The organism is Indolivaga macrotermitis, assembly GCF_900128985.1.
Taxonomy (GTDB): domain Bacteria; phylum Bacteroidota; class Bacteroidia; order Bacteroidales; family Dysgonomonadaceae; genus Dysgonomonas_A; species Dysgonomonas_A macrotermitis.
Genome location: NZ_FQUC01000004.1, coordinates 103,370 through 129,067 on the forward strand (window position 1 = coordinate 103,370; position 25,698 = coordinate 129,067).

24 protein-coding genes are annotated in these 25,698 nt (G+C 38.5%); 17 read left to right on the plus strand and 7 right to left on the minus strand.

Annotation, left to right across the window (positions count from 1 at the left end; all coding sequences use genetic code 11):
- Positions 1 to 2: 2 nt before the first annotated feature.
- From BUC12_RS07380 to BUC12_RS07405, 6 genes are all read left to right on the plus strand, one after another.
- Positions 3 to 677, plus strand: coding sequence for an HAD family hydrolase (locus BUC12_RS07380; protein WP_062181574.1), 675 nt, complete (start codon positions 3 to 5; stop codon positions 675 to 677).
- On the plus strand, positions 655 to 1,503 hold the full coding sequence (locus BUC12_RS07385) for a phosphoribosyltransferase family protein (protein WP_201780493.1): 849 nt from the start codon (positions 655 to 657) through the stop codon (positions 1,501 to 1,503). The genes BUC12_RS07380 and BUC12_RS07385 overlap by 23 nt, the downstream gene beginning before the upstream one ends.
- 171 nt (positions 1,504 to 1,674) lie before the next feature.
- Positions 1,675 to 1,956 (plus strand): hypothetical protein, encoded by a 282-nt coding sequence (locus BUC12_RS07390; RefSeq protein WP_062181580.1) that lies wholly within the window; start codon positions 1,675 to 1,677, stop codon positions 1,954 to 1,956.
- Between the two features lie 17 nt (positions 1,957 to 1,973).
- Positions 1,974 to 2,222: a hypothetical protein gene (locus BUC12_RS07395; RefSeq protein WP_062181583.1), complete on the plus strand. Its 249-nt coding sequence runs from the start codon at positions 1,974 to 1,976 to the stop codon at positions 2,220 to 2,222.
- On the plus strand, positions 2,215 to 3,075 hold the full coding sequence (locus BUC12_RS07400) for a hypothetical protein (protein WP_062181586.1): 861 nt from the start codon (positions 2,215 to 2,217) through the stop codon (positions 3,073 to 3,075). The genes BUC12_RS07395 and BUC12_RS07400 overlap by 8 nt, the downstream gene beginning before the upstream one ends.
- Positions 3,076 to 3,181: 106 nt before the next feature.
- Positions 3,182 to 3,646, plus strand: coding sequence for a LysM peptidoglycan-binding domain-containing protein (locus BUC12_RS07405; RefSeq protein ID WP_062181588.1), 465 nt, complete (start codon positions 3,182 to 3,184; stop codon positions 3,644 to 3,646).
- On the opposite strand, the gene hisS is transcribed toward BUC12_RS07405, so the two are convergent.
- The 5 genes from hisS to BUC12_RS07430 form a co-directional block, all read right to left on the minus strand.
- Positions 3,627 to 4,988, minus strand: coding sequence for a histidine--tRNA ligase (gene hisS, locus BUC12_RS07410; RefSeq protein WP_062181591.1), 1,362 nt, complete (start codon positions 4,986 to 4,988; stop codon positions 3,627 to 3,629). The two genes, BUC12_RS07405 and hisS, sit on opposite strands and share 20 nt — an antisense overlap.
- Before the next feature lie 102 nt (positions 4,989 to 5,090).
- The gene (locus tag BUC12_RS07415) at positions 5,091 to 5,753 is read right to left on the minus strand and encodes an oxidoreductase (protein ID WP_062181594.1); all 663 of its coding nucleotides are present in this window, start codon (positions 5,751 to 5,753) and stop codon (positions 5,091 to 5,093) included.
- Positions 5,746 to 7,104 carry an NAD(P)-dependent oxidoreductase gene (locus BUC12_RS07420; protein ID WP_082141922.1) on the minus strand — a complete coding sequence of 453 codons (1,359 nt, stop codon included), beginning with the start codon at positions 7,102 to 7,104 and terminating at the stop codon, positions 5,746 to 5,748. Before BUC12_RS07420 ends, BUC12_RS07415 begins: the two co-directional genes overlap by 8 nt.
- A gap of 215 nt (positions 7,105 to 7,319) precedes the next feature.
- The gene (locus BUC12_RS07425; RefSeq protein ID WP_070808601.1) at positions 7,320 to 8,138 is read right to left on the minus strand and encodes a peptidylprolyl isomerase; all 819 of its coding nucleotides are present in this window, start codon (positions 8,136 to 8,138) and stop codon (positions 7,320 to 7,322) included.
- 249 nt (positions 8,139 to 8,387) lie between these two features.
- Complete coding sequence (locus BUC12_RS07430) at positions 8,388 to 8,837, minus strand: DUF937 domain-containing protein (RefSeq protein WP_062181597.1); 450 nt, start codon at positions 8,835 to 8,837, stop codon at positions 8,388 to 8,390.
- Between the two features lie 387 nt (positions 8,838 to 9,224).
- Here BUC12_RS07430 and BUC12_RS07435 point away from each other — a divergent pair, with 387 nt between their 5' ends.
- The 4 genes from BUC12_RS07435 (at position 9,225) to BUC12_RS07450 (ending at position 11,480) form a co-directional block, all read left to right on the plus strand.
- A complete protein-coding gene (locus BUC12_RS07435) occupies positions 9,225 to 9,590 on the plus strand; it encodes a YraN family protein (RefSeq protein WP_062181600.1) in 366 nt (121 codons plus the stop codon).
- 10 nt (positions 9,591 to 9,600) lie between these two features.
- Positions 9,601 to 10,290, plus strand: coding sequence for a leucine-rich repeat domain-containing protein (locus tag BUC12_RS07440; protein ID WP_062181603.1), 690 nt, complete (start codon positions 9,601 to 9,603; stop codon positions 10,288 to 10,290).
- 71 nt (positions 10,291 to 10,361) lie between these two features.
- Positions 10,362 to 10,733: an MmcQ/YjbR family DNA-binding protein gene (locus BUC12_RS07445; protein ID WP_062181605.1), complete on the plus strand. Its 372-nt coding sequence runs from the start codon at positions 10,362 to 10,364 to the stop codon at positions 10,731 to 10,733.
- A gap of 3 nt (positions 10,734 to 10,736) precedes the next feature.
- A complete protein-coding gene (locus BUC12_RS07450; protein ID WP_062181608.1) occupies positions 10,737 to 11,480 on the plus strand; it encodes a biotin--[acetyl-CoA-carboxylase] ligase in 744 nt (247 codons plus the stop codon).
- On the opposite strand, the gene BUC12_RS07455 is transcribed toward BUC12_RS07450, so the two are convergent.
- The gene (locus BUC12_RS07455; protein ID WP_062181611.1) at positions 11,477 to 12,148 is read right to left on the minus strand and encodes a DNA alkylation repair protein; all 672 of its coding nucleotides are present in this window, start codon (positions 12,146 to 12,148) and stop codon (positions 11,477 to 11,479) included. The two genes, BUC12_RS07450 and BUC12_RS07455, sit on opposite strands and share 4 nt — an antisense overlap.
- A gap of 1 nt (position 12,149) precedes the next feature.
- A complete protein-coding gene (locus tag BUC12_RS07460; RefSeq protein ID WP_062181614.1) occupies positions 12,150 to 12,452 on the minus strand; it encodes a Dabb family protein in 303 nt (100 codons plus the stop codon).
- Between the two features lie 188 nt (positions 12,453 to 12,640).
- On the opposite strand from BUC12_RS07460, the gene pepE reads away from it, so the two are divergent.
- The 7 genes from pepE to BUC12_RS07505 all read left to right on the plus strand — a co-directional run bounded on the left by pepE (position 12,641) and on the right by BUC12_RS07505 (position 25,246).
- Positions 12,641 to 13,351, plus strand: coding sequence for a dipeptidase PepE (gene pepE / locus BUC12_RS07465; RefSeq protein WP_062181617.1), 711 nt, complete (start codon positions 12,641 to 12,643; stop codon positions 13,349 to 13,351).
- A gap of 33 nt (positions 13,352 to 13,384) precedes the next feature.
- Positions 13,385 to 15,463, plus strand: coding sequence for an HD family phosphohydrolase (locus tag BUC12_RS07470; protein WP_062181619.1), 2,079 nt, complete (start codon positions 13,385 to 13,387; stop codon positions 15,461 to 15,463).
- 1,065 nt (positions 15,464 to 16,528) lie between these two features.
- Positions 16,529 to 17,227 (plus strand): hypothetical protein, encoded by a 699-nt coding sequence (locus BUC12_RS07480; RefSeq protein WP_062185142.1) that lies wholly within the window; start codon positions 16,529 to 16,531, stop codon positions 17,225 to 17,227.
- Positions 17,228 to 17,240: 13 nt separating this feature from the next.
- Positions 17,241 to 18,032, plus strand: a complete 792-nt coding sequence (locus BUC12_RS07485) for a hypothetical protein (RefSeq protein WP_062185146.1) — start codon at positions 17,241 to 17,243, stop codon at positions 18,030 to 18,032.
- Positions 18,033 to 18,045: 13 nt separating this feature from the next.
- A complete protein-coding gene (locus BUC12_RS07490; protein WP_139262025.1) occupies positions 18,046 to 18,828 on the plus strand; it encodes a hypothetical protein in 783 nt (260 codons plus the stop codon).
- 1,409 nt (positions 18,829 to 20,237) lie between these two features.
- Positions 20,238 to 20,825 (plus strand): hypothetical protein, encoded by a 588-nt coding sequence (locus tag BUC12_RS07500; RefSeq protein WP_062185152.1) that lies wholly within the window; start codon positions 20,238 to 20,240, stop codon positions 20,823 to 20,825.
- 32 nt (positions 20,826 to 20,857) lie between these two features.
- Positions 20,858 to 25,246 (plus strand): hypothetical protein, encoded by a 4,389-nt coding sequence (locus tag BUC12_RS07505; protein ID WP_062185154.1) that lies wholly within the window; start codon positions 20,858 to 20,860, stop codon positions 25,244 to 25,246.
- The last annotated feature ends 452 nt before the right edge of the window (positions 25,247 to 25,698 follow it).

A 25,698-nucleotide genomic window follows, 5' to 3' on the forward strand; every position in this document is an offset into this window, starting at 1 on the left:
TTATGATAAAGCATATTTCTTTCGATCTGTGGATGACATTGATACAATCCCATCCCGAATTTAAACTGAAACGCGCACAGCTTATTGCTGATATGTTCGGGATAAAGGATAAAGAAGCTAAAGACATAGACTCTTTTGTTCGCTCTGTAGATAAAGTTTTCGACCGGAAGAATATGATCAGCGGACAGAAGCTGTCTGCCAATGTCATGTACTGCAAAGTCTTGCAAAAGGTAGTACCCGACGCACAGGCTGTAACATTGGATAATGCTATCGAACTCAGGAAAAAATCGGATGAATTGTTTATCGAATATCCACCGGTTTTCCTCAATGAAAATATTCCACACATATTATCCGAATTAAAGAAAGACGGGTATACCATCAACCTGTCGAGCAATACAGGTTTTATCGAGGGAGATATTTTACGCCCTACCCTGAGCCGGATGGGTATTATCGATTATTTCGATTTTCTGGTTTTTTCGGACGAAATCAATGCATCCAAACCTTCGTCTTATTTTTTCCAGACAGTATTTGAAAATGCACATGTAGATAAACACGAAATATTGCATATAGGAGATAATCCTAAAGCGGATTATCAAGGCGCTAAAAGCTTTGGTTTCGACGCATTACTGATCACTAACAATAATTATACAATTGATGATGTCAAACGAAAGTTATAAGGGTAAAATAACTCATTATAGCGGATTTCTAATTGAGAACAATGACGATTTCGGATTCTCTGCCGACGATTATTCCAAGTTCAAACACGGAGCAGAAAATATAGCACGGAAATTCGGGTATGAACTGGCCGAACGCTTTATAAGAGATTGTTTTAAAGATTCATATACAGGCAAGCAAATTGTGATTGTGCCTAGCGCTTATTCGTATATTCCTACGGCATCGTTTTTCATGATGCGCTACTTTGTACAAAGGCTGAATATGTATCTGTACGAAAACGGATTCCCTGTAGTACAGGAAACCAAGATTGTCCGTTCTGTTACTTACCGCGAAGATTATGGCGAAATGTCTGCCGAAGACAGATACAATCTTATCAGTGGAGATAAATTCCATATAGATAAGACATTTCTCGGTGATAAAGTACTACTCTTTCTTGATGATATTAAAATCACCGGAACGCATGAGCGTATCATAATTAAGATGCTAAATGAATACGGCATATCTAATGATTCGTACATGCTCTATTTTGCAGAACTAGTCAATCAGGATATATCACCCAAATTCGAAAATTACCTGAATAACCATAGTGTATCCGGTCTCGATGACATCGAGAAAATAATCACAGGTGAGGATTTCACATTCAATACCCGGGTAGTCAAATATATACTGAATGCATCTCCCGAAAAGTTCGATCAGTTCATTGAAAGACGTACCCCTAAATTTGTTTCTCAACTGTTATTTAACAGTATAGGCAACGAATATTATAAGTTCGACAGTTATATCCGGAATATAAATAAATTAAAGGAGTTAACATCTATAAACATTTAAAACAGACATAAAAGAAGGTAGATCTAATAAATAAGAGCAGAATAAACCTATCGATCTCGAATTAATCTTAATTTTATTCGGAAGATATTCCGATTTATATCTTTTTATTTTTATTTTTGTAATTGGTATATTTAATATTCACATTTTAGAACAACCTAAAGTTTACAACAAATGGCTAGTAGAACTTCGTACACTTATCAAAAGGAGCTACTCAACCGACTTAAAGAAACCCTTGAAGTCTTCAGAGAAGATATGTCTAATGTTGCGCGTAATTATAAAAATTCCGTACAAAGTTTACATGATAATGACGGATTAATGGATGAAGCATATGACGAATACTACGTTAACTATCTGAATCCTACGGTCGAAATCTTAAACAGTATCTTAGAAAGGATCGATACTGAAGATGTTGCGTTCATTGAAAAAGAAATCAACTTCTTATCTAGCAGATAAGCTAATAACTGATTGTAATGGATAATAAATTGTGCGAATCGATTCAGAAAAATCTGGAAGCACAAGGAATTTCTCTTTCGGATCAGGAAATTAAAAACCTGTACATCTCAACTGTTCAGAAACTGTACGATCTGACAGATGAAGGAGAAGTTATAGACATTCCTGATTTCGGGTCTTTCTGGAAGAAAAAAACAGAACAGGCTTCGGTTAGTCTTTTTTCTCCTAAAAAAAGACTAACTGATCGTATAAATAAAGAAGATGAATAAGCAAACAGTACATACCAAATTAAGTGAGGCTGTATCCGGAGAAACCCGGTCGGAGCTGAGCGTTGCAGATGCTTTCATCAAAGAACTATTCAATGAGGTTGAAAAAGAACTGATCGCTAACTCTTTCATTAAAATAGAAGGGTTAGGATTGTTACGTGTTATAAAAAGCGGAGAAAACAAACGGATTTTATATCTTGGCAGCAATACGCGTCTCGAAGGAGAGATTGATCTGACAGTTGTCAATAAACATACACATACAACAGAAGCTATCGGCGATAATATAAGCTTCGACTCAGATTCTTATAATGATAAAGGAGCAGATGAACTCTTCGAAAGCTTCGAAGAGCGTTATCCTCAACATAATCAGTCAAAAAACCTGCCACAGGGTGAACCCCGGAAAAACGTTCAGAATTCTGAATATACATATATCGCTAACCGCAAAATGAACCTGATAAAAACATGTATCATTGCACTGGCTATTTTATTACTGGCTAGTGTCGGATATATACTTATATCGGGAGCATCATCGAAACCTGACGAGAAGAGCCTGAGGGATATTGGTTTTAGAGATATTGAGAACACCGATACTTTGGCTTTCAACAAAATGGTAGTACCTCAGGTAGATGTCTCTCTTCAGTATATTGCGAGAATATATTACGGCGACGAAATATACTGGCCTTATGTCTTTATAGCTAATAAGGACGCGGCAAATAAAAATCTGGTAGTCAGAGGTGGTACCGTTATCAGAATTCCACGTATATCGGTCGACTTAGCTGATCTGCACGACGGAAAGCTCAAGACTTCTCTAAAAAGCCTTGCCACAGACATCATCAAGGTCGAGCGTAACGATTAGCCCGTCTGAATCTGCTTTCAAGTATTCAGGCAAAGCAATAAAGGCCAGAACCGGAGTACGTTCCTAACAACAACAAAACCATTTTCTTACTACTTTATACATCTTTATGAGCAGAAGATCCTCTAAAAAGAAAGCGAACCTAAAGCATATTTATATACTCCTATTTGTAGTAGGTGTTCTTGGTGCAGGTTATTATTATATAGAAAAAACAGAAAAGGAAACTCCACAGAACTACATTCCCGCACCGTTGACCGGAGAAGTTGGCAGTCCCCAATATACACTTGTTGAAAATAGTGATTCGGCTAATTATGAAGCGTCTGTAATATATAACGAGAATATAGGAATAAATGATGTAGCGGAAACCTTTTATCAGAATTCAGCTTTCTGGCCTTATATCTATCTGGAAAACAAAGATCAGATAACCAACCCCTTAAATATACCGAAAGGCATAGTATTAAAAATACCACGCCTTTCTGCTAAATCTATCAATATTAAGGATGACAAAAGCATCAACCGAGCTAAACAACTCGCAGACAGCATCCTAAGTAAGTCTACCGGAGAAGTATATTAATACATTCATCTGCACTAAGCAATTGTTGCTCGCCAGTATGCATATTTTTCAGCATTATCTTTTGTGCATTCTTTTCATCTTCTCCAACAATAGCTACATAAGGAATATTATTAGAGTCAGCGTATGACATTTGTTTTTTCATCTTAGCCGATTCAGGATAAAGCTCTGTCGAAATACCGGACAAACGAAAACGGTTAATAACCGGCAATATATAGTCAGCCTCAGCCTCTCCGAAATTCACAAACAAAACTTTAGTTCCCTGTACCGAATCTTTCGGATAAAGATCCAGTTGATTCAACACATCGAATATACGATCGGCTCCGAATGAGATACCGACACCCGAAACACCCGGTAGCCCGAATATCCCTGTCAGGTTATCGTAGCGTCCTCCGCCTGTAATACTTCCTATTTGTACATCAAGAGCTTTTACTTCTATAATAGCTCCTGTGTAATAATTCAATCCACGGGCAAGAGTCAAATCCAATTCCAGATCGGATTTCAGATCAAGTAACTCCGTTTTAGACAGTATAAATTCCAGTTCTTCGACACCTTTCAATCCGGTCTCTGATACAGCCAAACTGCTTTTCAATGTTTCCAGTTTCTGCTTATTTGTTCCTTCTAAAAGGATTATAGGCTGGAGTTTATCTATTGCATCCTGAGAAATACCTTTCGATTGAAGTTCTTCATTTACCTTTTCCAGGCCGATTTTATCGAGCTTATCTATAGCTACTGTTATATCAACCACTTTCTCGGGTGCACCTATGATCTCAGCAATCCCCGACAGTATCTTCCGGTTGTTCAGCTTAATAGAAACACGAATCCCGAAACGGCCGAAAACCTCATTGATAATCTGAATAAGTTCTACCTCGTTCAACAATGAGTCGGAACCTACCACATCGGCATCACATTGAAAGAACTCGCGGTAACGGCCTTTCTGCGGACGGTCGGCACGCCAAACGGGTTGAATCTGATAACGTTTGAATGGGAATGATATTTCATTTCGATGCATCACCACATAACGGGCAAAAGGAACTGTAAGGTCGTAACGAAGACCTTTTTCGCATGCCTTTACTGCAAACTTATTGGAGTTTTTCTGCAGTAATTCTTCATCTTCAAAGCCTGCCAGAACATCGCCTGAATTCAGAATCTTAAACAGTAGCTTATCTCCCTCTTCGCCGTACTTACCCATCAGGGTAGAAAGGCTTTCCATTGCGGGAGTTTCTATCTGTTTGTATCCAAATAGGTTGTATACACTTCTGATAGTATCAAAAATATAATTGCGCTTAGCCATTTCTTCGGGCGAAAAATCACGCGTTCCTTTTACGATTGAAGGTTTTTGCATCGTTTCTTTAATGTATCTTGATTTAGTAGTGCAAAGGTAAATAATTTGTTCTTAAGACGCAGGACTTTTCGTTATTTTGCCCGGATAAATACCCGAATTTGTCTAAAATGACTGAATACGGTCCGATTCATATATCGAAACGCCAGATTGAGACTGTTCCGACACGATCATCATTGTCTTAGCTACCTGCCAGGCTTCTACCGGACGGTATTTCTTTGCTGCACCGAGCATTAGGAACGAGAATCCCCTCATCAAATATTCGCTGAGCTTCTCTCCTAAACGGAATTCATCTCTTTTACCCAAGAGCAATGACGGACGGAATATACTTACCGATTCTATGCCTGTATTTCGTATAGCATCTTCACACTCTCCCTTAGTCCGGTTATAAAAAATAGAAGATGAAGCCTTCGACCCGATAGCCGTAATAATCAAATACTGATGCACACTATTCGCTTTTGCCAATTCGGCAAAGCGAACCGGATATTCGTAATCGACCTTCCGGAAAGCGGCCTGCGATCCTGCTTTTTTTATAGTAGTGCCTAAGCAGCAAAATAACGCATCACCCTTCACCAGATGCTTGAATGTCGCGGGATTATCGAAATCCACGATATGCTGTTTCAACCTCGGATGAGTTTTATCGAGCGGCTTCCTCACAAATATATTTACCTCGTCATACATACCACTATCAAGCAGCATATCAAGCAAAAAACCTCCGACTAATCCGGAGGCTCCTAACAATATAGCAGTTTTAGTTTCTTTATTCATAACTTTTCACTCCCAGTAATTTAATGGCATCCACATATTGGGCAATGCCTACAGCCACTTTCTTAGCCTCGCGCATTGCGAGTACTACTGTCTGAGGGGTATGCACCACGTCACCTCCGGCGAAAACTCCCCTGCGGGTAGTCATCCCATACGGATATTCGGATGTGGTTATGTATCCTTTTTCGTTGACCTCGATACCTAATGTAGTGGAAACAATACGATTGGCTGGCTTAGAACCTACAGCCAGATAAACCCTGTCCATAGGTATAGTAACCTCCCCTGCAGGGGTTTCTATACGCATCCTGACAAGCTTCTGTTTTCCGTTTACTTCTTCTCCTATCAACTCCTGAGTAGAAGACTCCCACATAAATTGGACTCCCTCATTTTGAGCTTCGAGAAATTCCGACCTCAAGGCTGGCATATCTTCTTCTTTCCGGCGGTAAATAAGAGTTACGCTCTCCGCTCCCATCCGCAATGCCGTACGGGCTGTGTCCATTGCCACATTACCTGCGCCTATTACAGCCACCTTTTCGCCTATTTTGAGGGGGACTTCGGTTCTCGGAATATCATCACTGGCAAATAAACTTACCATCCGCAGAAAATAGGCTGACTGTGCCACTCCATACAAATTATCGCCTTTGATACTTAGTGTCTGAGGCAGGGCTGTACCCGATCCGATAAACACTGCATCGAAGTCCTCTTCACTAAACATGGCATCTACGGTTATTCCTTCACCAACTACACAATTGTTACGGAAGGTAACTCCTAATGCTTCTATCTTTTTTACTTCGCGACGGGTAATTTCATTTGGTAAACGATATTCGGGAATACCGTATAGCAGTACTCCTCCCGGCTCTTTCTGGCTTTCGAAAACGGTAACATTAAATCCGTCTCGGGCAAGGTCTCCGGCTACCGTCAATCCGGCAGGACCCGATCCTATTACAGCAACTTTACCTCTGGTTTTAGCTTTCAACCGTTCTTTAGACAACCCCATCTCACTATCGAAGTCTGCTATAAAACGCTCAAGTTTACCAACACGTACGGGGTTACCTTTTTTATTCAGTATACAATGTCCTTCGCACTGTTTTTCGTGCGGACAAACCCGTCCGCAAATAGCAGGCAGATTACTTTTTTCGTTCAGCAACTCCATAGCGCCGCCAATATTTCCTTTCGACAGCTGATGTATCCACTCGGGTATTTTATGTTCTATAGGACAACCTTGTACACATAAGGGATTCTTACAATTCAGACAGCGCTTTGCTTCGTCTATCGCTTCTTTCATTGTGTATCCGGCATGTAATTCGGCTAAAGCTGCCAACGTCCCTTTATTTGAATCTAAATTTGTTTCCATTCTGCAAAACAGAGATATGTTTATTCCTTGATTATAGCGAGTGTCCTATCCCACTTAGCTGATATTCTCTCGCTTTTGTTATTTCTGATTTACAAAGATACTACTTTTCGCTATATCTACTTATCAAAAGTATATATATACAATAAATATCCCTTATAAGTTTTACATTATAAGGGATATTCAATTTAGGAGGCAGGCTTCAAAAGCCTTTGTATTTATTGGGATATAACAACAATATCCATTTTGATATCGGTTTCGGGACGGTCTTTCTTATCTGTTTTCACAGATTGTATTTTCATTACGGCATCAATGCCTTCAATAACTTCACCGAAAACGGTATACTCATTGTCAAGATGCATAGCGCCTCCTTCTTTAGTATATGCTAACCGTTGTTCGGGAGTGAATACCAATGTAGAATCTGTTTTGGCAGTTTCTACCGCCTGTGCATATAATCCCTGACGGAAAGCTGCAAGGCCATCGCGGTCTCCGCTGCTATAATATTCTTTTATTTTCGCCTTATTTTCAGATTGCAAGTCATTATACAACGATTGTGTACGCCTTTCGATCCGTTCGGTTTCTATTTTGTTTATCTCCTTCTCCGAATAGCTTTTGCCGACCACAATATAAAATTGCGAAGCAGAAGAAGCTTTTTCGGGATTCACCTCATTGCCTGTGCGGGCAGCTGCTAAAGCTCCTCTTTTATTAAAATGTTTAGGAAATACTATTTCTGCCGGAATTGTATAATCAGCCATATTATTATCTGAAGCTGTAGAATCAGCGGATGCCAATGATTTGGGATCGCCTCCCTGAATCATAAAATTCTTTATCACCCGGTGAAATATCTGGTCTTTGTAGAAACCTTCACGTACCAGTTTCAGAAAATTATCGCGGTGCCCCGGTGTATCTCCGTAAAGCTTAATTTTGATATTCCCATACTCGGTCTTAATCAATACAAGAGAATCTTGCTCCTGCGAATAGGTATTATGAGTTGTCATCGCCAAAATAAATATAAATAGTAAAATTATCTTTCTCATCTTTTTCCGGGTTCAGATAGTTTTGTTTATTCAAATTTCAGGATCGGGATATGAGTATTATAAGTATTTAATGATATAACTAATTGCTATTTTATTTACCTAAGTAACAAATAGTACTGAAACCTCAATATCCTTTTTCCTTGTTATTTTTTACGCAACACAAAGATAATTTTTTCCCTGAAAAAACCGCAAAGAAATAGCCGTAATACGCTATTCATTTCGTATTACGGCTACAAATTTTATATTATATTATTTATTTCCGCCGAACAAGCTACCCAGGGCATCGAATATACCTCCGCCGCCTTTGCCTCCCGAGAATGCTTTTATCAGAGACTCTACACTAAAGCCGGAATCATTGGGATCGTTGGCTTTTTTCGAGAATATGCCTATTACCGCAGGAATCACTGCCGAAGCCACACTGTTGGCAACCTCTTTACTTAGACCTACCTTCTCGCTGAGAGCGGATACCACCGAACCTTGCAAACTACTGCTGATACCCTCCATATCGGATGCTCCACCCGAAAACAGATTAGTTATAGCCGAAAGGTTATCCGGTGTAAAATGATCTTTTAATCCGTCCACGATAGATGTTGTAGTAGTTTCCACTGCTGCCTCTTGTTTATCGGCAGGCACCTGAGCATTTCCGGAAATAGCTCCCAAGGCTTGCTCTTTTACCAATTTAATAATATTATCCAACATATTTTTATCCTTTTATGGGTTTCTGATTTACTCGAACCGGTGGCAGTATTTGCCGAAGCAATAAATTGAGTATTAGTTCTTATTATCTATTTTAAAACATTGTGCACAGGGTTTTGTTCAGCTATCGGCTAACATTGGTTTGAGTTTATCTATAAGTAAAACCAAATGTTATGCATCTTTATTATCCGGCAAATATTAAAAAAAATGAATACAAGTGGGAATTGTGTCACCTTTCAAGACACTACCAACTGATACACAGCGACATTAAGAAGGTGACACGTGTCACTTTTTTGTCACCTTTTATGTATACTTTTGTTTACTTAATGTCACCTTTGTATACGTTGCTACCGAGATATCAGTATATTTGTAATACATAAGATGATTCCAATGGCTCAACACAACAATCTGGGAAGGAAAGGCGAAGACTTAGCTGTAAGTTATCTGACTGGCAAGGGGTTTCGTGTTATCGAACGAAACTGGATCGGACAGAGGCACGAAATAGACATTATAGCTACTGATACCAATTTCCTGATCTTTATCGAGGTTAAGTCCCGGTCATCGTCCTACTGGGGTCGCCCCGAAGAAGCTGTTACCGAATCAAAGATCAAACGGATGATTGCCGCCGCCGATTATTATCTGAAAATCCATGATAGTGACTTACCTGTCAGGTTCGACATCATTGCCGTATTATTAAATAAGGAACAAACCCATATAGAACATATAGAGGATGCTTTTCTTCCTCCTTTAAATTGAAAATACAGGCATGGTTAGAAAAGACTATAAAAGAAGTTTTTGGTATTACAGACCAAATGACAATTTTCCTCCAAAGGCAATAAGAGACTTAGAAGAATATGATCATGCGGAATTTCTAAACTTTTGGACGAATGAACCTAGAGACCAGAAAAAGTGGGCTAAAGAATTACCTCTCCTGACTGATGTCAAAATTTTGTGGGTAAGCTCGAATGTAAATCAACAAATGTTTGAGGCTATTTGTAATATGCCCAACCTTATTGGATTGTCGCTAAAAACCACAAGTGTTAAGAACATCGATTCATTGAGTAAATTAAGTAATTTGGAATATTTAAATATCTGCGGTATAACTAAAGTTGATAATATTGAAGTATTAGGAACTCTAAAAGGTCTGAAAGTATTATGCATTGAAAATGCAAAGAAAATTGTGAATTTTGACATTTTATCTGATCTTGTAAACTTAGAGGAGCTTGCCATAGACGGAAGCATGTGGACTGCTCAAAAAATCGACAATTTCGAGTTCGTTTCTAAGTTGACTAACTTAAAGTACCTTTCATTTGTCAATACAAGAGCAAACACAAAAGACTTTACTCCACTGTTGGAATTGAAGAAACTGATAAACTTCAGCTCTTCGTATAATTATCCTCAAGAAGAGTTCGAAAAACTTAAACAATTACCAAATCTCAAATATTCAAACACTTAATACGTTCTTAAAGAAAAAGATAGAATAAATATGTTGCATAAGGCCGTTAATGGATATTTAAAAGAAAATATATGAATATAGAAGAAGTAAGAGAGTATTGCCTATCGATAAAAGGAGCCGAAGAATGCTTTCCCTTTGATGATACAACAATTGTATTTAAGGTTATGGGTAAGATGTTCGCTTATATGGGATTGGAACGCCAAGACGACGGTTTCAGAGTAAACCTGAAATGTGATCCGGATAAAGCCGTTGAATTAAGAGAAAAGTATGAAAGCGTAATCCCCGGTTATCATTCTAATAAGAAATATTGGAATACCATTTATATAGATGGTGATATGCCCGATAGCGAAATCAAAGCTTGGATCAGGCATTCTGTAGATGAAGTGATAAAGAAGCTTCCTAAGAAAAAACAGGAAGAATATGCTGCTATGAAGAACGAATGATTTATGCCCGAAGCTAAAATATTACATATAGAAGAAACTGAGTCGACCAACTTATACCTGCGTAAACTATCGGAGGAAAAGACATTGCCAAACGGGTTTTCGGTCTATTCCGATTTCCAGACTGCGGGACGGGGACAGCGGGGCAATTCGTGGGAGTCGGAAAAAGGGCTGAACCTTACATTCAGCACGATACTTTATCCTGTGCAACTAAAAGCTGAAAACCAGTTCCTTATTTCTCAGATAGTCTCTCTTTCTATTTACGATACATTGAGTGAATATACTGATGGCATCTCCATTAAATGGCCTAACGATATATATTGGAAAGACCGTAAGATTACAGGTATGCTTATCGAGAACGACATTATGGGGGATTACATATCCAAATCGATAATCGGAGTCGGAGTGAATCTGAATCAGGATATATTCAAAAGCGATGCACCTAATCCGGTTTCGTTAAAGCAGATTACGCATAAAACGTGCAATATCGAATCTGTTCTGATATCTATTCTGGAAAAGCTGTCATCCTATTATAAACTATTGAATGACACGGCTGCAACACATCGAATAAGGGACACATACAAAGATGCCCTATTCCGGAAGAATGGTTTGTATAAGTTTGCTGATGCAGAAGGCTTCTTTTTCGCTCGCATTAAGAACGTTAAAGACATTGGTTTGCTATGCCTCGAAACCGAAACAGGCGAAATCCGTAATTACGGATTCAAAGAAGTCAGATATATACTGGATTAGCGGTCGTAATAGAACTCAAATTCGAACGACAGGCTATCGTAAATCTCTCTCAGTACAGCATCATCCGAATCTTTGTATTTTGTCAGATTCTTAATAATATATTCGGCTTCAGCAGGCGATTGCTTTCCCGCATTTTTGAGAAACAGTAAAGCTGCGTTGCGCAACGAAACCTGTCCCGAGACTGCGTCATCGAAGACAAATGAAAGAGTCTCTACACATATATCCTCAGTCTGTTTCTTTGTGAGCATAAGCCTGACCGCAAGCCAATAACCGGAAGTCCTGATATCTTCCCCGGCATTATTGATCCATTCCTTTACCAGTTTACCGGCAAAGGGCAGCGATTGAAAAAGGTTGAGACTTACCTGCTCCCTGATTTCCTGATTGGGAATCTGAGCCACCCACCTGTTGGCCGCCTCAGATGTAAAGCCGTCTACCGGATAAAGCAGTGTTGCCAATATCTTCAATTCGCGCGTACCGTCTTGCCAGAGTAGCTCTGCCAGCTCAGCATCAGGTGTATAGCGTGCTGCTATATCTTTAATTTTGCTGATATCAACGCCAAAATTGAGTTTGTAGCTTAAACCATGGTTACGCATACTTGCCGAAGCAATGCCATTCATAGCCATGCGGCATCTCCTGCGAATATCTCGTATAGTATCTTCGTGTTGCATCTTATATTTCGTAGTCTACTGCTATTCTTCCTGACACAGCCTCGCGTACAAATGGCAATAGCGCCTGATGCAAAGGATGATTCTGGTAAAAATCAAGGGCCTCTTTCGATACTACCTCCGAATAGAGGGCAACATCATAGTTGGCCGGCGAATCGAGAAAGTTGATACCTACTTCAATCTTTTCTAGTCCTTCTATCTTTCCACGCAGGTCTTCCAGTTTTTCTTTAATAAGACGGGCGTTAGCAGCTTTATCATTGCCATTTGCTTCGTCTTTCAACTTCCAAAATACAATATGTTTAACCATGTTATTTTAACTTTTGAGTTTATGCAAATATAGCGAAAAAGAACAACTTATAGCTTTTGCCTGATTGCTTTATTTAGATAGATACTACGAACGGAAAAGCTGCTTATCTTTACTTTTATCTTACAAAACACACACAATCAATTATATTATAGTTATTTTTGTAATAGTATTTTAAATAAAAAAGCTTTATGAAATTATTATTGTTGAGTAATTCAACCAATCCGGGAGAATCTTATCTGGGTTATCCTAAACAAGCGATCAAATCATTTTTAGGCGAACAGCCATTAAATATAGTGTTTATACCATATGCCGCAGTGACTTTTTCGTATGACGAATATGTCGATAAAGTCAATGGCAGTTTGCAGGAAGTGAATATACAAGTACGGGGTATCCATACATTTGATAATCCCACAGATGCAATTTTAAAAGCCGATGCTATCATGATAGGTGGCGGTAATACATGGAAACTTACCCGTACGCTACAAGATAATAATCTTATAGACTGCGTCCGTTCGAAAGTTCTGAATGGAACGCCATATATCGGATGGAGCGCAGGATCTAATGTTGCCTGCCCGACCCTTCGCACAACAAATGATATGCCTATAATTGCTCCTTTGAGTTTTGATACATTCAGCTTTGTGCCTTTCCAGCTCAATCCTCATTACCTGGACGATAATCCTGCCAATCATGGAGGAGAGACGCGCGAAATGCGGATCAATGAATTTATAATACAGAACCCCGACGTTTATGTTGTAGGATTGAGGGAATCTACTATTTTGCATTTTGAAGATGGAAAATTATCTTTACTGGGAGATCGCTCTGCCCGTATTTTCAAATACGGAGTGGCACCGGTCGAATTAACGTCAAAAGATGATTTTGATTTTCTATTAAAAAACTAAGGTTTACACATCGCCTTTTTGCTTATTGAATTTATGGAAGTTTTAAAGAAAGAAATAAAGATACCCACAATCGTATTATTCGTTCTCGCAATAATACTTATTGCATACTTTGCTCCGCGCGAAACCAAAATCAGTTATGATGAGACTGAAGGTAAACCTTGGAGATACGGTTTGGTCACCGCTCCTTTCGACTTCCCGATTTATAAGCCCGATGCCCAACTGGAACACGAGCGCGACAGTATAATGCGTCAGTATATAGGATACTATTCGCAAGACAAAACCCGGGCTGAACGCTCGATCACGATATTTACTAATGATGCTAAAGCCGCTGGTGTTGCATCCGAGTACATTTCGTATGTCCAGAAGAAGATGAACGAAATATATTCAGTCGGATTAATTTCGGCCGATGATTACGAAAAAATAGGAAATAGTAACCTCAAACAGCTATACCTGATCGGAAATGATAATATAGCCGACCTCAGGGCAATAAATTCCTTCTATACTTCGAAGTTGGCATATGAAAAGCTTATAAATGATGCACCGCAAGACGAACTGCATATACAAACATTACAGTCTCTGAATCTGAATAATTACCTGTTTGACAATATTATTCAGGATGCCGAATTATCAAAGAAAGCCAAAGACGAACTACTCATGAAAGTTCCTTTTGCGGAAGGCAATGTATTAGCCGGACAGAAAATTATTGACCGGGGCGAGATAGTAACACCGAAAACTGTTCACATACTGAATTCGCTGCAAAAAATAACGGAGCAAAAGGAAGGATCGGGTACCCGGCGAAACTGGATGGTAGCCGGAGATATCATATTAATAACAGCCTTTATCATGGCATTCATGATCTATCTCCAATTCTTCCGTAGCAGAGAATATCATAACCGGCGTAACGTGCTGTTTATGTTATTGATGATAGTTCTGTTTTGTGTACTAACAAGCCTCTTCATACAAGTCGGAATCAATGTCTATGTAATACCATTTGCTATAGCAACCATCATGGTGCGTACCTTCATCGATTCGCGGACTGCTATGATTACACACTTAGTTACATCGCTGATCTGTTCCCTGATGGTACCCTTTCCTCAAGAGTTTCTGATGTTGCAAATCCCCATAGGCTTTGTGTGTATATTTAGCCTGAGAGATTTGTCGGAACGGTCTCAACTTATCAAAGCATCTTTCTTTATTCTATTGGCATATGCATCTTTGTATATCGGCGTTACACTGGCTTTAAAAGGAGATATTAAACAAATCGACCCGTTAATGTTCCTATATTTCGCTATCAATTTCATGTTCGTAATGTTTGCTTACCTTCTTGTATATATGTGCGAAAAAGCATTTGGGTTTATATCGGGAGTGAGTATGATTGAACTTTCCAATATAAACAAGCCATTATTACAAAAACTATCTGAGGTCGCTCCGGGCACATTCCAACATTCGATGCAAGTAGCCAATCTTGCAGCAGCGGCGGCAAGCCGGATCGGAGCAAATGCACAGCTCGTTCGTACGGGAGCGTTGTATCACGATATAGGTAAAATGACTAATCCTGCCTTCTTTACAGAGAACCAGATTCCGGGAATGAATCCGCATGACTCTCTCTCATACAAAGAAAGTGCGAGAATAATAATCAGCCATGTATCGGAAGGTATTAAAATAGCCAAAAAGTACAATTTGCCTCAGCAGATTATCGACTTTATAGCTACTCATCATGGAACAGGTAAAGTAAAGTATTTCTACAATTCATACAGAAACGCCCATCCCGATGAAGATGTAAATGAAGCTGATTTTTCTTATCCGGGGCCTAACCCTTTTAGTAAAGAAACCGCTATTCTGCTGATGGCCGATACGATTGAAGCTGCTTCGAGAAGCCTGTCTGAATATACTGAAGAAACAATATCCAATCTTGTTGAAAAACTCATAAACAGCCAGTTAGCTGATGGACTACTAAAAAATGCGCCTATAACATTCTTAGATATAGAAACTGCTAAAACTATATTTAAAGAAAAACTGATGACTATTTATCATTCCCGTATAACCTATCCTGAACTATCTAAAGAAGCTAAAAAGCACGACGAAGATGCTCATTCTTCGTCTTTTACCTGATTTTATAGTTGTTTTCTAAAAATATTTTCTACTTTTGCGGTATCAACACCAGACCTATTAGGAATGAGTCCTATTTCTACGCATAAAAATAACAGCAATCTAATTTTTAACAATTTAGATTTGTTTTTGTGTGCCGAAATATTAGAGAGAGAGAGAGAGAGAGAGAGAGAGAGAGAGAGAGAGAGAGACGCACACGTATAATATAAATATTATGATAAATAATTATAATTTTTTCATAGTACATAATTGTACGCACTTTTCACTGCGTCATTTTCACACTATAAAAAGTAGCCAGTACAGATTGCAACAGACAGGATCATCTTTATTTTGTTGTCGTTCGAATTCCTGTTTTATACTAGATTTGTCAAACTGTCAACTACCTAATGCAGCAGGATGCAGGGATTGTATCTTGCTGCTTTTAAGAATAATCCATAGACAACGACATAAACAACAACTCAAAAAAGCAATGATAGAAAAGAACACTTTTTTACCGACAGGTATATTCTCTTACAGAATAGCCTGTATTCGACTGGAAACAATCATTAAAAATTGTCTAAAGGCATTCAATAGACACTCTAAAAATAGCATTATCCATTTATATGGAATTAATGAAGACATAGCTATAGCACCTCAAGCGTATATGGCATCGGGCTGACTCAAAAGAACAAACGAATAGAGCTTGGATGTATATTAAAAAAGATAACAATCATGATATGCGCAGATTGTTATTCTCCGGTAAGGAACAACACTTTTGATGTATGCAGTTTTACATAGTAAACTCACTGCTCATTATTAGAATAAACATCTATACTATAAGACTCCCATGTATATTTATTGAGTAACCTAAACCTAAAAATATACAGGCACTGAATATTCCGAAAAGTAAGCCCGGTAAATTTCTTATATGATTTCACAAGTGAGTTTAATAGGCCGAACCTGATAAGGATATTCTTGTTTTCGTTTCAAATATTAAGATCAACATTATAGTTAACAAAGTACAAATGCGTGTACTTTATATTCTTAAGAAAAATAACGACACACTTAAATAGTTTAAACAAAACAACAATGAAAAAGAAAATCCTTTTACTTATGGGTATTTTTTCCTCCGGAATTATATGCTCACAAGTAGGAATAAACACACAAAATCCACTAGGAGTATTCCATGTAGATCCTTTAGCGAATACTAATGTGACTGGAACCAACGGATATGAAGATGATGTTATTGTCACAAGTACAGGTAATGTTGGGATCGGAACAGTGACCCCAACAGCAAAACTTGATGTCAGAGGCAGTGTACGCATAGCCGATGGGACACAGGCTGAAGGTAAAATCTTTACCACAGCTGGTACCGGACTTGGATACTGGGCCGAAACTTTTAAATTTCAAATTATAGAGTCCAGTGTCTATGATGGACTACTATTGCCGGGTGGAAATGGAGCGGCATGGCTGGCAGTTACACCAGAGGTAGAACTTACAGCTGGAAAATGGATGTTAATGGCACGTTTAGTAACTAAAAACGCATGTGCTTCTACATATTTTACCTGGCTCCGTCTACTGGATGCTTCCACAGGAAATGCTATCAACGCAGCCGGAGGAAGACCTTCTTACGATGGAGCATACTATGATATTGTGGAGACTGTGGGTGTCATAGATATTACCAGTGGCACCAAGAAGGTGGTATTACAGGGACAGAACTGGTCCAATTGTACTTATACCTCTCCTGATCTGGGAGGCTCTTATCTATATGCAATAAAACTATCTTAAAGTAATTTATGTTATGAGAAAAATTTATTGTCAAAAAATAAATACAATATATCTGGGTGTATTCTGTGCTTTAATACTCTTTGCTAATCCTTCGAATGCTCAGGTGGTAAAAATAAATGGGGTAACTTCCGGAATCCGTATGCAAATAGACCCATTAAATAATTCTTCGGGAACAACCGGAGTAACAGATGATCTGGTAATAACTTCGGATGGCAATCTCGGTTTTGGCACGACAGCGCCAAGTGTGAAAGTCGAAGTCAGGGGTGGTTTACGTATTGTAGATGGCCAACAGCAGGAGGGTGCTTTTTTTGTCTCGGATGCAACCGGATTAGGTTCCTGGCGCGATGCAGACATGGTCGGAAGAAGGATTGCATTGGGGAATATAATGACAACCCAAAACCTGGCCACAACTTATACTAATGTAACATCTACCCCTCTAAACCTCAAAGGAGGATTATGGATGATAGTAGGGCGGGTCGATGTTGTAGGTACAGCTACAGGCACGGAAGACAGAGCTCAATTCGTTTGGATAAAAATAGAAGAGAAGACGACCGACACACAGGGTACTGTTACAACTAAAACAATTAGCGAATCAGGGCTCCCCCATATGATACGGACAGGTGTATATAGCCAATATTATTGTACACCTATGGTTACCGGCTTTGTATCGATCCCTCTGGAGGGAATATCCCAAAAGAAGAGGGAATACTCTATATACGTAAAGAGTCCGTCTCCTAGTTATACATCCCCCAGATTAACTTCAAATTTATCAGGAGCATATTTTTATGCTATTAAACTTCAATAAAATTGATTCTACTATGAAGCGATATAATTTATACTTCTTTGCATTATGCTTAATGCTCCTCTCGCCGGGGCATACCATATTTTCCCAGATTGGAGTCTATACCGATAATCCTCAATACCTGTTTCATCTGGACGGGAAGGGTAATAACCCAGATAATTCAGCACCCACATCTACACAATTAAGTGATGACCTCATTATTGATGGATCCGGAAATGTTGGAGTAGGGACTGTTCCGACCACAAAATTGGATATTAAAGGATCTCTTTTCTTATCCGGAACAAATCTTAAAGCAGATATGCGCCTGCTATCCGATAGCAATGGTAATGCATCATGGAAAGATATCAATGATATTTTAACTCCAATCGAAAGTATTTTAGATGGTCTTTTATATGGTGACCCTACAGGCTTGGCTGATCCCAATGTAGAAGATCCCAGCCGATCTCTGGTTATAACTTCCACATGGACTAACATAACTCGAACTAGTATAAAAGTTACACCCGGTACTTGGTTGATATACTCGTCTGTATCTGCTAATGGCTATGGCTCACCAACAACTACAGGTCCTACCTTCTTTTGGATACAATTAAGAAATAAGACCAACGGGCAAGTATTGGAGACTGTCGGAAGTTTGCATGAATACGAAGGAGGATATTGGTCAAAGCCTCAGTTTGTAAAACTAATAACTTTTACAGCAAATGCTGAGCTCGAGATATGGGCTATTGCCGATATATATGATACAGTAAGAAATAGGTATGGAGGATCGCATTTCGGAGCTGTAAAAATACTCAACAATTAGATTAACATGTATTTGGATGAAAAGTCTCTTATGGCATCATGTTATAAGGGACTTTCTTTTATATCTATAATTTCTATTTGTCAGAATGAAAACATTCATTATATTTGCAGCATTATAAGCATAATTTCATTTGAAAATGACTAATATTTTCACATATAAAAAATCAACAAATAGTCTAATTTTTAACAATTTAGATTTGTTTTTGTGTGCTGAAATATTAGAGAGAGAGAGAGAGAGAGAGAGAGAGAGAGAGAGAGAGAGACGCATCACAGGGCGTTAACTAAACAAAATTTTCTATTGTGTCAAAATAACGGGACATTTTTTTATGTCTTCGTTTGCTTTGTCGTATATATCCATTTCCTAATAAGTTGGTTCGGTAAATTGTACCGGATAAAATCATTGTTGTTTTGTCGTCGTTCGAATACTACTCCGGACAATCATTTACCAATAAACCAACTGCTTATTGCAGCAGGGTGCAGTGCATGCACTTTGCTGCTTTATTATCTTTTTAAGAAACAATCATTTAACATAAAAGCAACAAAAGGGGCCACAGCCCTACAAACAACAATTCAAACTAGATTAATTATGAAAAAGAAGAATCTTTTAGCCACAGGGATATTCTCCCTCGGGGTAAATTGCACCCTTACTGGGACTAATACCCGGTATCTACGAAATGTATTAGATTATACCCTTATCGATCATTCTGGCAATTCTGATAAAAAAATAAATACAGAAACTAATATTGGAAGTACTTTCTTTCTATTTAAGGACTATTACAAGAGAAAGAGTCTGAGTACAAGTATAAAAATATTCGATAACACACTGAGTAAGATTAGCACTCTAATCGACTAGCAATGAACAGATTTGCAAAGAGCGAGGAGTATATCAAAAATATGCACTGAATAAACGGACAGATTTACCGATATAAAAACAGAAAATAAACCCTCATTCATTTTTTATTTGTTAACATATACGCTTTTATTTTTGTAAAATATTAACAATAACATTTATTGATAATTTTTAATTTTACAAAATTGAAAAACTCTTAAAATACGGCTAATTGAATAGCCTATCATTCTTACAAGCAGGAAAACACGATAGTTATTATAATTGTAAGAAGATAAAAGATGTACAAAGTATTATTAACTAATAAAAGATGTTTAGGTTTATATTTCGTCAAATCAACACGATGATATTTATATTGTGTCCTTTTCGGCATTTCTAATAAATATCAGTTCATGCAAAAATTTGAATCTGGAATAGTTTATTTATTCTATTACCTCCCAAGTCTCAATCTTTGCGAAGATGTTACCTATCTAATTTCTAGTATAAGAAATATATAAAAAAAATCACAAACCTCTTATACTATCTCAAATTTCTACTTAAAATCAATAAACAAATCAAGCAAAATGAAAAAAAAAATCACATTATTAATCTTAACACTTGCTAGTATTTACTCGGTCAACGCACAAGTTGGAATCAACACTGAAACTCCTGATCCCAGTGCGACCCTGGATATTGTCAGCACAGAGAAGGGTATGCTTATTCCACGAATGACTACCATACAAAAGGAAGCAATAAGCAGCCCGGCTTCAGGACTCTTGGTATTTGATACGGATCTGAAGTGCGTATCTCAGTTTACGACAGGTTCTAATTGGATATGTCTTACCATACCATCTCAAATGCGTTGGTTTTATATGCCATCTATAGCCATATCCACAGAAGAAATATCAACAACCAGCCTTACTATTGACTTGTATGACGAATATAAAAAGCAATTTTTAGGTTCCGACCCTACAACCTTTAAGGCAAGTATTGGAGCTCCGGCTAGTATTCCTTATTTTCCTACAGCAACGGACTTATATTACTATATAACATACTATTCTAAAGATGTTTTTCAGATAGTAAATATCAGTAATGCAGGTATTCTGGAATATAAAGTTATAGGAGCTGCCACTGATGAAACTCTCATAAACGTTGTATTCGTTTTAAAATAAGGTTATTAACAAAACTCAGGGAGCAAAAAAAAATGAAAATATACAACTATCTGATATTGTCTTTGTGGATAATATTAGCTTCATCATTTGTTAACGGTATGTATGCTCAGACACCCGGTGGCACAGCTCTAACAATAGAGCTTTGGCTACAGGCCGACAAAGTACAGAATACGATACCTGCTGATGGAAGCAATATTACACAATGGTTAGACAAATCATCTAACAATATTCACTTTAAGCAGAATGCAGCGTTACTGGTTCCGAGAATAAAATATTCGGCAATGAACTATAATCCATCAATAGAATTTTACACTGATGTTGAAGAAGGTAATGCGAGCACTGCAGAACGGAACCGGAGCATGATCGCCGAAACAGCAATGACCGTAACATCCAATAAGGCTTATTACACTTTCTGGGTATCGGTAATGGATGATACTCAGTCAAGCTCTTTGGCAACCGTTATTAACTATGGTGGTAGTACTTCGGACAATGATGGATGGCGAAATGCCACCAGCAATAAAAATATTTGGATGCAGAACTATAGAGGAAGCTCCTTTTATCATTCCACAGGGATAGGAAAGCTTTATGGAATAGGAACTTCAATCAGGCCAAACGACTATGTCACTGCTAATCCTATCAGGTTATATCATAACGGACAACTAGGTACAGCAACTACCGGCCGGGCACAACTCTCTCCGGGAAATACTTTCCCCATCATTGGTAAATCGAGCAGTACTGCCACAACCAACTATTTTTTCGGCGAAATACTGGAGGTCATTGTAGTATCAGCAGATGCAGGAACATACATAAGTGATCTGGACCTTGAAAAGATTCATTCCTATTTAGCTATCAAATATGGAATTACTTTAGAGAACCAAAATATTATATCATCGGATGGAACTGTTGTATGGGATGGAACCGGAACATTAAATGATGGATATAAAAATAATGTTTTCGGGATAGGTAAAGACTCCGGATCGGGATTAGACCAGAAACAATCTAATAGCTTTGACAAGAAAGTTGCAACCGTTTTTGTTGACGAGCTGAAAGACCTGAACTCAAACAATGCAGGAACAATTGCCGATGGGAACTTTCTTATGTTTGGTTCAAATACGGGCTCCGAAGTATCTGCTTACACACAAGCCAAAGGGACAGCTTATCTAAACGGATCAATCGTCGAAGAATTAAATGCCGTACAAAACATAGTATTAAAAGCCCAAACGACCGGGCAATCGAGCTACACTGTTAATATTAAGCCACATGTCGGTTCAAAATACGTTTTAGTGTCACCGGACGATCCTACTTTTGCTCCCAACAAAACCCGAATATACCTTGTTGAAAATGAAGTTGCTAAAGATGTACTGATTAACGATGGAGACCTCGTAGGTTTCGCCACATTTATAACTGCACCGGGAGGGGTATTTCAGAATCTAAGAGTATGGCTCAAAGCGGATGATCCCGCTAGTATAGTTCTGGCAGGCGACAATAATGTCTCTGTTTGGAAAGATCAGACGTATAATGGCAACGACTATAGTTACGCAGATGTAGCTTATACAGGGAAAACATATCCGCAATATGTAGAATGCGACGAAAAGATGAACTTTCACGCAGCTGTAGACTTTTCCATAACCTCTTATTTAGCCCGGAAAGAAGGCCCCATGAAGGAGGATGCTCCGACTGATTTCACTTCGTTCGTTAGCTATTATGCAACAGCATATGCCAGTAACGACAGGCTATACACGCATGGATTCGGTTCTAATAATCCGAGAGCTATTACGACTCGTACTCCGGCCATGGGCTTTGCTCCCGGAGATGGAGTAGGACGTGTACGTAACAGTAATGGTGCACCCGGACAAACGGACGTGGATGGAACTTTGGTCGGATTCGAAAAATTCACGACCGCACTCCAAATGATAAATACCCATAGTGCAGGAACGGTTAATAACAGTGGTTATGCGATACACGATTTTGGCGGATGGCAAGAAAAAGTATCTGCTACCGGATTATTTGGTACGGGGTTCAAGATGGCATCAGGGGGAACTCTTGGCGGAGCGAGTATAACATCCGGAAGCTTTCAGGGTTTAATCTCTGAAGTATTTTTTTATGAGCAGGCACTTACCGAACCGGAACAAGATAAAATAAGAACTTATCTGGGTATCAAATATGCGATAACCCTTGATGCGGATGACAACAATCCTGATCTGAATTACAATTATATTCTATCCGATGGTTCTACTATAGTTTGGAAAGGTAACTCTTCGCCTAACAAAGGATTTCATAACAACATTGCAGGATTAGTACGTGACGATAATTCAATCTTCATCAATAAAGCTAAGTCAACCAGTAAAGAAGGTATTATCGGAATGATGGTGGAAGGACATGATATTTGTGGACAAGGAGATGCTGTATCAGAAAGTTTCACTAATAATCTTAGCGGCCTGTTCTGGGGTGATAATCAGATCAATAATACAATAACATATACAGAAGAGGACTGTTATGCTTTTTCAACACGAACTTCCCGCGTATGGCTTGTCCAAAAAACAAACCTGAACCAAATGACCGTAACCATACTCGCGGGTGCTGCCGGGGGTAGCTCTCTGGACAACTATATGAATAATGGATATCAGGCATATCTTTTGGTTGCGGATAACGAAAGTGATTTTGATAATGATGCATGGAAACTAGTAATTCCAGGTACTTTCAAAGATGGTTATCACAGGTTTGATTATACATTTACCAACGAATATACATATTTTGCCTTAGCATTCGAAGCTTTACCGGGCAATTGCGAATCGTGTACATTCAAAGGGGATGATGGGTTTAACCTTACCAGAAGTAATCTGGGTGCGAGCAGTGTTACAATCACATCGCCTAGCAGCCCTGTTATTAAAACAGGACTGGCAACCGACAACGGAAACCTTACGATGGATGTTGAATTTAAAATAGCATCCGGTGTTAATCGTATGCGTATCCGTCCGGGAGGCAACCGGGGAGCGGTAAATCTCAACTCCAGCGGATCAGCTAATGCTTTATCTACAATCACATATACTTTATCGATGCCCGCTAACGTATCGTTTGCAATAGGAGATATCGATCTTTATGAGACTGCCGAAGTATACGGTTATTGTAACGGAGTCAGAGTATATCCGGCCAATGTCTACAGAGAGCCGCTCGCAGGAGCTAATAAAAGGCGGGGCTATACATTTGATATTGTTGGAAACAGTAAGGCTGTTGGTAATGGTAAACAATCGCCCGGACGGGGAAATCCAAGAGCAATGCTACATTTCGACTTTGGATTTGCCGTAGAACAAATCGTTATCGAATATTCGAGTTCCAGAGCTTCGACTCGCTACCTAGACTTATTTGCTATGCAGTTTTCGTGCCCACAACCACTCCCTCCACCTAATGAGGCCGGGTATTCGATGCAAAAGAAAGGCACTCTCGAAACACATGTATGCGGTATCGTTGATTACACCTTTACTATATTAAATGCAAATAACGAATGTGATTCCGCACGTGTGTATTTTGAAGACATCTTGCCTATCGAGATGGAATGGCTGGCAAATTCACTGGCCATTGATGCAAATCTGGTTGATACAACTATAGAAGAATCCGGTGGCAACAGTATCATTCTTGAAGATAATAGAATGATAATCGATAAATTAAAACTTCCCGGTAACGGAAAAACAATTACTTTCCGGGCTCAGGCTATTTTCAAGGAAGATGCACCGATCAATCAAACGTATTACAACCAGAGTAAAATAACTTATGTTCGGAAAGACAATCAGGAAAGCGAATCGCTGCTCAGCACCGATGCCTATTTCATAGAAGGTGTTGATACAGATAAGCGTACACCGACATTCGTTATTGATGATGCCCGCGACTATAAGTACCTATCTGCACAGATGGAACTAAAACCGTCTGACTGTTTTAGAGAAAATAATGAAATAGAAGTAACTCTAAAAATCGATAATCCGAATGCGAGTATCCCCGATATGTTTCTGGAAATAGGTTATAATGAGAATTTTCATTATAAAGCGGGTTCTTTCAAAATAAATGGAACTGTTGCTGCAAATGCGACTGAATATGTAGAGATCGAAGATGACGGAAGCAATACTCCGATACCCGGATACACAATAGTGAAAGGATTTACCTTGCCCGGAAATGCAACTGGCAGCCCGACGACTATTACTTATACAATAGTAGCACCGGGATTATCGGATTTGGAATTTGAGACAGTAGATGGAAATCCGATATATTACCCCATGGGTATCGGGTTTGACCTGAATACTGAAGCCGAAGATGGTATTTGTCTTCAAAACGCATTTCTGAATACAATAGGAGATAATGAACTACCTTACTGTTCCAGTAAAAAGTATATTATAACGAATAAAAATGTTACAAACAGAATAAAGAAGTAATAACACCAACAAAAAAGGTTGACAACTAGTTAACCTTTTTTGTTTACTAAACAACCATTATTTTTTCAAATTCTTTCTATTATAAAAATAATCCCTATATTTGCTGCATCAATGCGGTTCTTTTACAAACTAAATGACTAATATTTTCACACATAAAATATCTTTAAACAATTTAAATTTTAACAATTTAGATTTGCTTGTCTGTGTTGAAATATTAGAGAGAGAGAGAGAGAGAGAGAGAGAGAGAGAGAGAGAGACACACACACGCATTAATTTTACAAAATAAAAATAAAGAAGCGCGTAACGCGTTAATTTATATTTTTTTTCCTTATCAAATATTACACCTAAATTTTATTGTGTCAGAAAAACGCTATACATTTGCGGTGTACATGTGTCTCAATATTTTTTATATATCAAACAAAAATTGGCAGGGTAAGTTATATCTGGTAGAG